This is a genomic window from Arthrobacter sp. 05N33_2, from assembly GCF_056397425.1.
Genome location: NZ_JBFTNJ010000044.1, coordinates 19,547 through 28,004 on the forward strand (window position 1 = coordinate 19,547; position 8,458 = coordinate 28,004).

Annotated in this window: 9 protein-coding genes and 1 tRNA gene; 3 read left to right on the forward strand and 7 right to left on the reverse strand. The window is 67.8% G+C overall.

Annotated features, from left to right (window positions below):
• Positions 1–146 precede the first annotated feature (146 nt).
• The 4 genes from def to orn all read right to left on the reverse strand — a co-directional run bounded on the left by def (position 147) and on the right by orn (position 2,914).
• Positions 147–719, reverse strand: coding sequence for a peptide deformylase (gene def / locus AC1DHX_RS15210; RefSeq protein ID WP_476858304.1), 573 nt, complete (start codon positions 717–719; stop codon positions 147–149).
• 40 nt (positions 720–759) lie between these two features.
• The gene (locus AC1DHX_RS15215; protein ID WP_476900194.1) at positions 760–1,914 is read right to left on the reverse strand and encodes an acyl-CoA dehydrogenase family protein; all 1,155 of its coding nucleotides are present in this window, start codon (positions 1,912–1,914) and stop codon (positions 760–762) included.
• 93 nt (positions 1,915–2,007) lie between these two features.
• Positions 2,008–2,080 (reverse strand) — tRNA-His (locus AC1DHX_RS15220).
• Positions 2,081–2,281: 201 nt separating this feature from the next.
• Entirely contained in the window at positions 2,282–2,914 is a 633-nt protein-coding gene (gene orn, locus AC1DHX_RS15225) for an oligoribonuclease (protein WP_476848997.1), read from the reverse strand.
• Between the two features lie 168 nt (positions 2,915–3,082).
• On the opposite strand from orn, the gene mptB reads away from it, so the two are divergent.
• The gene (gene mptB, locus AC1DHX_RS15230) at positions 3,083–4,708 is read left to right on the forward strand and encodes a polyprenol phosphomannose-dependent alpha 1,6 mannosyltransferase MptB (protein WP_476858305.1); all 1,626 of its coding nucleotides are present in this window, start codon (positions 3,083–3,085) and stop codon (positions 4,706–4,708) included.
• A gap of 12 nt (positions 4,709–4,720) precedes the next feature.
• Here the strand turns inward: mptB and AC1DHX_RS15235 are convergent, their stop codons facing one another.
• Positions 4,721–5,404, reverse strand: a complete 684-nt coding sequence (locus AC1DHX_RS15235; RefSeq protein ID WP_476856928.1) for a DNA alkylation repair protein — start codon at positions 5,402–5,404, stop codon at positions 4,721–4,723.
• A 78-nt stretch (positions 5,405–5,482) separates the two neighbouring features.
• Between AC1DHX_RS15235 and map the strand changes: the two genes are divergently transcribed.
• Positions 5,483–6,250, forward strand: coding sequence for a type I methionyl aminopeptidase (map, locus tag AC1DHX_RS15240; protein ID WP_476900195.1), 768 nt, complete (start codon positions 5,483–5,485; stop codon positions 6,248–6,250).
• Here the strand turns inward: map and AC1DHX_RS15245 are convergent.
• Both AC1DHX_RS15245 and AC1DHX_RS15250 read right to left on the reverse strand, forming a co-directional pair.
• Complete coding sequence (locus AC1DHX_RS15245) at positions 6,247–6,894, reverse strand: GNAT family N-acetyltransferase (protein WP_476858306.1); 648 nt, start codon at positions 6,892–6,894, stop codon at positions 6,247–6,249. The genes map and AC1DHX_RS15245 overlap by 4 nt on opposite strands.
• A 31-nt stretch (positions 6,895–6,925) precedes the next feature.
• On the reverse strand, positions 6,926–7,435 hold the full coding sequence (locus AC1DHX_RS15250) for a LapA family protein (RefSeq protein WP_476849002.1): 510 nt from the start codon (positions 7,433–7,435) through the stop codon (positions 6,926–6,928).
• A gap of 317 nt (positions 7,436–7,752) precedes the next feature.
• Between AC1DHX_RS15250 and AC1DHX_RS15255 the strand changes: the two genes are divergently transcribed.
• On the forward strand, positions 7,753–8,458 hold a 706-nt coding region (locus AC1DHX_RS15255), incomplete at its 3' end, for a magnesium and cobalt transport protein CorA (RefSeq protein ID WP_476900196.1).

Below are 8,458 nucleotides of genomic sequence, written 5' to 3' on the forward strand. Positions count from 1 at the left end.
GTCACTGCTGAACTGGGGAAATCCCGCCGAAATTCCCCACCTTTGGGACCCGCCGCCGGCGCGTCCCGCCAAACCGCCGGCGATTTCCTGCGCATCGGCGTCAAACGTGGGGGAAATCCGCGTGCAGCAGCGCCCAGCCGCGGCCGTCAGTGGCCGAACGGGTCCGGGTCCACTCCCGGCATCCAGGTCAGGCCGGGAACGCCCCAGCCGCTGCGCTTGGCCTGCTTCATGGCCCGGCGGGCATAGCGGTCAATGAGCCGGTTGACGTAGAGCTTGCCATCGAGGTGGTCGTACTCGTGCTGGATGACCCGGGCGAACCAGCCGGTCGCCTCGAATTCCACCGGCTTCCCGTCACCGTCGAAGCCCTGGACCCTCGCCCATTCCGCCCGCTTGAGCGGATACTGGCCGCCGGGGAAGGACAGGCAGCCTTCCTCTTCATCGTCGGGGTCCGGCAGGGCGCCGGAGATCTTGGAAAGTGTCAGGACAGGGTTGACCACGACGCCGGTGGGCGCGGCGCCGTCGTCGTTGTCGTACTTGTACACGAAGAGCCGCTTGCCGACCCCCACCTGGGGGGCCGCCAGCCCGACGCCGTTCGCGGCGTCGTTGGTCTCGAACATGTCGGCGATCAGGCTGCGGAGCTCGTCGTCGAAGACTTCGACTTCCGCGGCCCGGCGGTGCAGCACGGGCTCGCCCCAGATCGTGATGGGCAGGACGGTCATATCAGGAATATTCCTCGGGTGCAGGTGGAGTCGCGGCGTCTCAGCCGGCGATGGTGCGGCCGACGACGTCGCGCATGATTTCGTTGGTGCCGCCGAAGATCGTCAGCAGCCGGGCGGCGAGGTAGGCCTGGGCCACCGGGTATTCCATGATGTAGCCGTACCCGCCGTGCAGCTGCAGGCAGCGGTCCGTGACGGACTTGGCGCGCTCGGACGCCCACAGTTTGGCACGGGCGGCGCCTGCGGCGTCGAGCTCTCCGGCGTTGAACGCCAGGATGGCCTGGTCCACATACGCTTCGGTGACCTCGACCTCCGTGAGGATGTCGGCGAGTTCGAAGCGGCTGTTCTGGAAATCGATGATCCGCTCGCCGAACGCGTTGCGGTCCTTCGTGTAGCGGACAGTCGCCTCGTAGGTGGCGCGCACGACGGCGGAGCTGGCCACTGCGATCGCCAGCCGGCCCTGGGGGAGCTGTTCGGCCGCGTACTGCAGGCCCTTGCCCTCCTCGCCGACGAGGTCCGCGTGCGGGACGCGGACGTTGTCGAAGAACAGCTCGGCCGTGTCGGAGGCCTTGAGGCCCATCTTGTCCAGCTGTTTGCCGGTGTTGTAGCCCTCGCCCTTCTGGACCATGAAAAGCGAGAACGAGTCGCGGTTTCCGCGTCCGGTACCGCCGTCGGTGCGAGCCAGGACCAGGGAGGCGTCGCCGGAGATGCCGTTGCCGATAAACGTTTTCTGGCCAGTGATCAGCCAGTCGTCGCCGTCGCGGACCGCCTTGGTGCGGATGCCGCGCAGGTCGGAGCCGGCCCCCGGTTCGGTCCAGGCGACCGAGGTGACCTTTTCGCCCGAGACCATGCCCGGGAGYCAGCGGGCCTTGAGGTCATCGGAGCCGTAGGCCAGCAGGTGGGGGAGGACCATGTCATCGTGCAGGTGGAACGCCAGGCCGACCGCGAGGTGGTTGCTCTTGGCGAATTCTTCGTCCAGCACTGTCCGGAAGCGGTAGTCGGACATCCCCATGCCGCCGAACTCTTCCGGCACGGCCAGGCCCAGCAGGCCCTGCTCGCCGGCAGCGGACCACAGTTCCCGGGGCATCATGTGGTCCTCGTCCCACTGGGTGTAGTGGGGAGCGACCGCGCGCGCGTTGAACTCGGCGGCCATCTCACGGAACATCTCGTGGTCTTCTTCAAACAGCTTGCGCTTCACTGCGATTCCTTCCCATACAGACAACAAAGGCCGCACCGGATAACCGGTGCGGCCTTTGGAAAAGGTCGGACAATCACTGCCGTCCTTCATGAGGGTGAGCGACGGGGGTTGAACCCGCGACCTCCTGGACCACAACCAGGCGCTCTGCCAACTGAGCTACGCCCACCATGTGCCATATCAGGCCCTCCGGCGAACCGGCTGGCTGGAAAGGCAACGACAAATAGCTTACCTGCTGTTTGGGGGTGGTTTTGCCACTTTTGCGATTTTCGCCGAAATTTCCGCGAAACGTGGCGCAGATTACTTTTCCGCGCCACGTCCCCGGCGACGTTTCACCGGCCCCGCTGCGCGGAGGGTAGGTGTGCGGCCGCTACTCCGCCGGGGTGGGCTCGGCTGGTTCGCCGCCCATGACGCGCTTGGCGATCCGCTGCGCCGTGGCACTGTCCGGGCCCGGCGCGGGGACAAACACGGCCTCGCGGTAATACCGGAGTTCGTCGATGGAGTCCTTGATGTCGCCGAGCGCCCGGTGGCCGCCCAGCTTGGCCGGGGACTGGAAGTAGGCCCGGGCAAACCAGCGGCGGGAGAGTTCCTTGATGGTGCTCACATCGATGACCCGGTAGTGCAGGTGCTCCACCACGTCGGGCATATCGCGGACAAGGAACACGCGGTCGGTGCCCACCGAGTTGCCGCCGAGCGGCGCCTTCCGGGGATCCGGCACCCATTTCTTGATGTAGGCGAGCACSGCTGCCTGCGCTTCGGCCATCGTCTTGCCGTGCGGAAGCTCCGCCAGCAGGCCGGAGCGTGTGTGCATGTCGCGGACAAAGTCGTTCATCTGGGCCAGCGCGGCGTCGTCGGGCTTGATCACGACGTCGACGCCGTCCCCCAGGATGTTGAGCTCCGAATCGGTCACCAGCGCGGCCACCTCGATAAGGGCGTCATTCTTGGTGTCCAGGCCGGTCATTTCGCAGTCGATCCAGACGATGCGTTCGTTAGTAATAGGCACCCGCCCAGCCTACCGTTCCGACGCCACAGAGCCGTCCGGTGCTAGGATTTCGAATACGCGGCCGCCGAATTATTTCGGCACTGATTTCTTCGACGCGGCGCCCCGGGCCGGACACTGCGGCCGGCTGTGGGCGGAATTGTGGCCCACAACAGATTGGACGATCCTGACATGACGGCGCCTGTGCCTGCGGCGGGGGAAACGGCTGCCGGTACGTCCCGCCCGTCCACGTCCCGCCCCTCCGCGTCCGGCCGGACCGCGCTCACCCCRGCTGCGGCCTCCCCTGAGGGGGAAGGGGCCGTCGGCGACGTCGACAACCCCCGGTCCCCGATCCTTGCCGGGTTCCTGGGCTCGCTGTTCATGACGATCGGTTCGATCGGCGTCGGCTGGCTTGCCCCCGCGTCCGAACTCCGCCGCGTCCCGCTGTTCATCTTTATGCGCACCGAGGCCCTGGGCGTCGCCCTCTGCATTGTCCTGCTGGCCTTCGGCGGCATGCTGCTGGTCCGCGCCTGGCTCCGGCTCGGCCAGCGCGTCCGGGTCTGGGGGGCCGGCGCCCGCAAGGCCACGCTCCAGGCGACGGCGGCRTGGGGGCTGCCGCTGATGTTCTCTGTGCCGCTGTTCAGCCGCGACGTCTACGCGTACATCGGCCAGGGCCGGCTCATGGTGGAGGGCTTCAACCCCTACGAAAACGGCATTTCGGCGCTGTCCAACTACTTCCAGCTGGGCGCCGACAGAATGTGGACCGAAGCCCCCGTCCCCTACGGGCAACTGTTCCTGTGGATCGAACAGTTCGTGGTCTGGGCCACCAACGTGCACCCTGAAGGCAGCATCATGCTGTTCCGGATCGCGGCCCTGGTGGGCGTGGTCCTCTGCGTGATCTACGTGCCCAAACTGGCCGAACTGCACGGAGTGAACCCGAACCGGGCCCTGTGGCTGACGGCGGCCAACCCGCTGTTCCTCACCAACTTCATCGCCAGCGTCCACAACGATGCCCTCATGATCGGCCTGGCCCTGGCCGGCCTTTATTACTGCGCCACGCGCCGGGTCATCCTCGGAATCGTGCTGGTCACGCTCTCCATCTCGGTCAAGCCCATCACGGTGGTTTTCCTGCCGTTCATCGGCCTGCTCTGGGCGGGCAAGGGCGCCAGCTGGCCGCGCAAGTTCGTCTTCTGGGCCCTCACGGCCGGCATCAGCCTGGCCTTGCTGTATCTCATGAGCCGGGTCAATGGCTTCGGCTTCGGCTGGATCAACGGGTTGTCCGCCCCGGGCAGCATCTGGATCTGGTACGCGCCTGTTGGCCTGGTGGGCCTGATCGTGGCCTCCATCTCCAACGCCTTCGGGCTCGACGGTTGGGGACTGGCCAAGTGGGCGTTCGACGCCGGCAAGCTGCTCGCCGTCGGCATCGTCGCCTGGCAGATCTTCCGCGGCGACTACGACCGCCTGATGCGCCGGCTCACCCTGGCCTTCGCCGCCGTCGTACTGCTGTCCCCGATGATCCAGTCCTGGTACATCGTCTGGCTCATCCCGCTCTTCGCCGTCACGGGCATCCGCGACGACTGGCAGGTCAAGGCGCTCTACTTCATCGTGTCCTTCTTCATGGTGTACGCGATCTCGGACCAGCTCGACGTCTTCCCGTACCTGCAGACCGCGGATCTGGGCCTGGCCCTGGCGCTGGCCCGCAACGCCGCGGCGATCATTGCGTTGCTGTTTGCGCTGTACCTGATCTTCCTTGACCCGAAGACCAAGCTGCTGTTCACCAAGTCGGACGAGCCGGTCACCACTCGGCCGATCATCTAGCGCTGATTCTGGCTAAGCCGCCAGATTTCTGAGCGCTTCCTTGCGCGAGAGCGGACTGAGCTGGTCCGCATGCCGCCGCACGAATGCTTTCACCCAGGCCGGATCCGTCCTGGCGTACTGGCGCAGCGCCCACCCGATCGCCTTGCGGATGAAGAACTCCCGGTCCTCGAGGTTGGCCTCGATCACAGCGGCCAGGAGCTCCGTGTCCGTGGCGCCCTTCGCCCCCAGCTGTGCGGTGATCGCGGCCCGTCGGACCCAGAAGTCCTCGTCCCGGCTCCAGCGTTCGAGCACCGGCGTCAGTTCTGCCCGGTGGGCCTGCAACAGGGCGCCCAGCCGGTGGGCCACCCCGTCCACCAGGTCCCACCAGGCTCCGGTGCGGATGATTTCCTCATAGAGGGCCAGCATGCTCAGTTCCCCGGCTGCGGGCTTGAGCCCCGTGAGCTCGATCGCGGCGTAGCGTTCCTCACGGTGGCCGGCGTTGCGCCACAGCACAAGAACCGCGGACTGCAGTTCCGCCAGGCTGCCCGGCGGGTGGTCCGCGGCCGCGGCCCTGACAATGCTGCGAACCTCGGGAACCCGCACGCCCAGGGATGGCATCTGCGATTTCATGTAGGCCTGTGCCCCCGCGGCGCGGCCAGGATCGGCAGCAGCCTGGAGGCTGCCGCGGATCGCGTCTATGAGTTCCGTGGTGGTCATGAGGCCACTGTAGACACGCCGCGCCGGGCTTTAGAGTTGAAGCCAGCAAGCCGCGGCTCCGCGTCGGAAGGGAAAGCCATGTCCATGATCAAGAGTCCCGAAGAGATCGCACTGATGCGCGAGGCCGGCCGGGTGGTCGCCACCACCCTCGCCCGGGTCCGCGACGCGGCCGCCGTCGGCGTTTCGCTCAAGGAACTGGACGATGTCGCCGCGGCGTCAATCGCCGACGCGGGAGCCACTCCGGCGTTCCTGAACTACCGGCCGCGGTGGGCGTCAGTGCCGTTCCCGGGGGTCATCTGCACGTCCGTCAACGACGCCGTCGTGCACGGCATCCCCAATGAGTACCGGCTCCAGGACGGGGACCTCCTGAGCGTGGATTGCGGCGCGTTCCTGGCCGGGTGGTGCGGCGATGCGGCAGTCAGCTTCATCGTGGGGACCGTGGACCCGGTGGACCAGGCCCTCATCGACGCCACGGACGCCGCCCTGGCCAGGGGGATCGAAGCGGCAAGGATCGGGAACAAGATGGGGGATCTCGCCTACGCGATCGGCGGGGCAGCGCGCCGGGCAGGCTACGGGCTGCTCGCCGACCACGGCGGCCACGGGATCGGCCGGACCATGCACGCCGAGCCGCACGTGCCCAACGACGGACGTCCCGGTCGCRGCATCAAACTGACCGAGGGCCTGGTCATCGCCATCGAGCCAATGCTGATTCTCGGCCGCAAGGACGACTACTACCATGACGACGACGAATGGACCCTCCGCTCAGCGAACGGCCGCCGCGCCGCGCACAGCGAACACACCGTGGCCATCACCGCCGACGGGCCRGTGATCCTGACCCTGCCCTAGCGCCCGCGGTCCCTGCCGGGCCGGGGCACCATCAGGCGGACGACGGCGCGTCCCGGCACCGCGCCGCTGACCACTTCGCCGCTGACTACTGTGAAGCCAGCCGCCAAAAAGAGTCCCAGCGTGCCGTGGTAGAGGTCTGCCGGGCCGGCCTTGGGCCGTTGCGCGGGGTCGACCGGATAACCCTCCACCACCGTGGCGCCGTGCGCGGCGGCGTGTTCGACGGCGGCGGCAAGCAACGCCCCCGCCACGCCGGTCCGTCGGTGGCCGGGGGAGACGACAAAGCAACTGACGGGCCACACATGGTCCACGCCGGGATCCCGGGCGGCGTCAGGGGCCGACGCCAGCACCTTCGAGCGCAGGATCCTTGGGTAGCACCCGCGGGGCTCGACGGCGCACCAGCCCACCGGATTCCCGTCGCGGAAGGCCAGGACCCCGGGCGCCGGCTGGCCGCCGTCGAACTTGTCCCGCAACTGGTTCTTCCGCTCCTCCGGGGTGGACGCGGACCACTGCGGGCCGGTCAAGGCAAAGAACCGGCACCAGCATCGTGAGGGCTCGCCGCGGACGCCAAAGAGACGCTCGACGTCGGGCCAGTCCGCCGCGGCGGTGGTGATGGCTGCCTGGGCCCGGGGTTCTGCGTCGCGCATGGAAAGAGGGTAGCGCCTGGCGGTTTCCGCGTCAGCGCGTGCGCGTGCCCGGGCTGGCCTGGCGGCGGACGCGGTGCGCGGCGAGCCGGAGCTGGATGATGCGGGCGGCTCCGGCGATGGCGACCAGAACGCCGCCGCCGACGGCCGCGATGAACAAGGCGATGCCCAGCGGGACCGAGCCTTCGAGGCCAAAGAACTTCACCTGCACGTACTCCTGATTCTGCAGGATGAAAGCGATCAGCAGGATCAGCACCACGAGCGCGCAGGCAACCGCGGCCCAAACCATTCCCGCACGGGTGACCTGGCGCGTGTCCGGAGCGGGCGCCGGCGCGGGAGCCTGAGCCGTGGGTTCCTCGGGGCGGGAGGTTTCGGCGCGCCCCGCCGTCGTGGCGGCCACATCGGTGCCGGTCGCGGCCACGTCCGTGCTGAGGCCTTGCTCGGCGGACGAGGGCCCGGGCGTGGCGTCAGCGGACCCCGCGTACTGGGAGGTGGAGGCGTCGTCTGGATTGGTGGGGTCGAATCTGCGGGGTGTCTCGGTCATGGCGGCCGTACCTTTCGATTGCGGGCAGGGCGAACAGGCTATCCCTGCCGGCCTGCCAGTCCACTCAATACTAAGCGTGCTGAGGGCTGGCGGGGCTCAGGGCAGACGGTGTGCACGGTTCGGGCGATCTGCCCCAAGCCAGCATCTGTGCGTTGGAGCCCTGGCGGCGGCCGTCGGCGTCGTTCTTCCCGGCAGTCTTTCCGGGGAATGTTCCCGGAAAACCAGCGGCGCTCACGGGGCAGTGCGGGCTGTTGGCACCGGCCCGGGGACGGTATAACGTCACAGCAAAGCGAATGCCTTGAAGAGGAGGCGCGGCCGTGACGATTATTGACAACGCCGTCTATGTGGACGGTCACCGGACCGCCGACCCGGAAGGGCTCGAGGAGACGTACTTTCTGCTGCGGCAGCGCCAGGGCATGGCCTGGATCGGGCTCTACCGGCCCGAAGCCGAGGAACTGCGCTCCGTGGCCGAGGAATTTGACCTGAGCCACCTGGCCGTGGAGGACGCGCTCGCCGGCCACCAGCGGGCCAAGCTGGAACACTATGGCGAGACGTTGTTCCTGGTGCTGCGGCCCGCGCGGTACCTGGACGATGTGGAGAAGGTCGAGTTCGGCGAGATCCATGTGTTTTCCGGCCCGGACTTTGTGGTGACTGTCCGCCGGGCGGAGTCTCCCGACCTGGCCCGGGTGCGCCGGCGGATGGAGTCCGAGCCGGAGTTCCTGGCGCTCGGACCGGATGCGGTGTTGTACGCGATCCTGGACCAGGTGGTGGACGAGTACGAGCCGGTGGCGGCAGGGCTGGAAAACGATATCGATGAAATCGAAGACGACCTGTTCGCTGCCGACCCCGGCGTATCGCGCAGGATCTATGAACTCTCCCGCCAGGTCATCACGTTCCAGCGTGCCACGGCCCCGCTGGCCGGAATCCTGCAGAGCCTCATGGGCGGCGGACCGGACGGCGTGCCGGACCCCGAACTGCAGGATCATTTCCGCGACGTCCTGGACCACGCCATCAGGCTGGGGG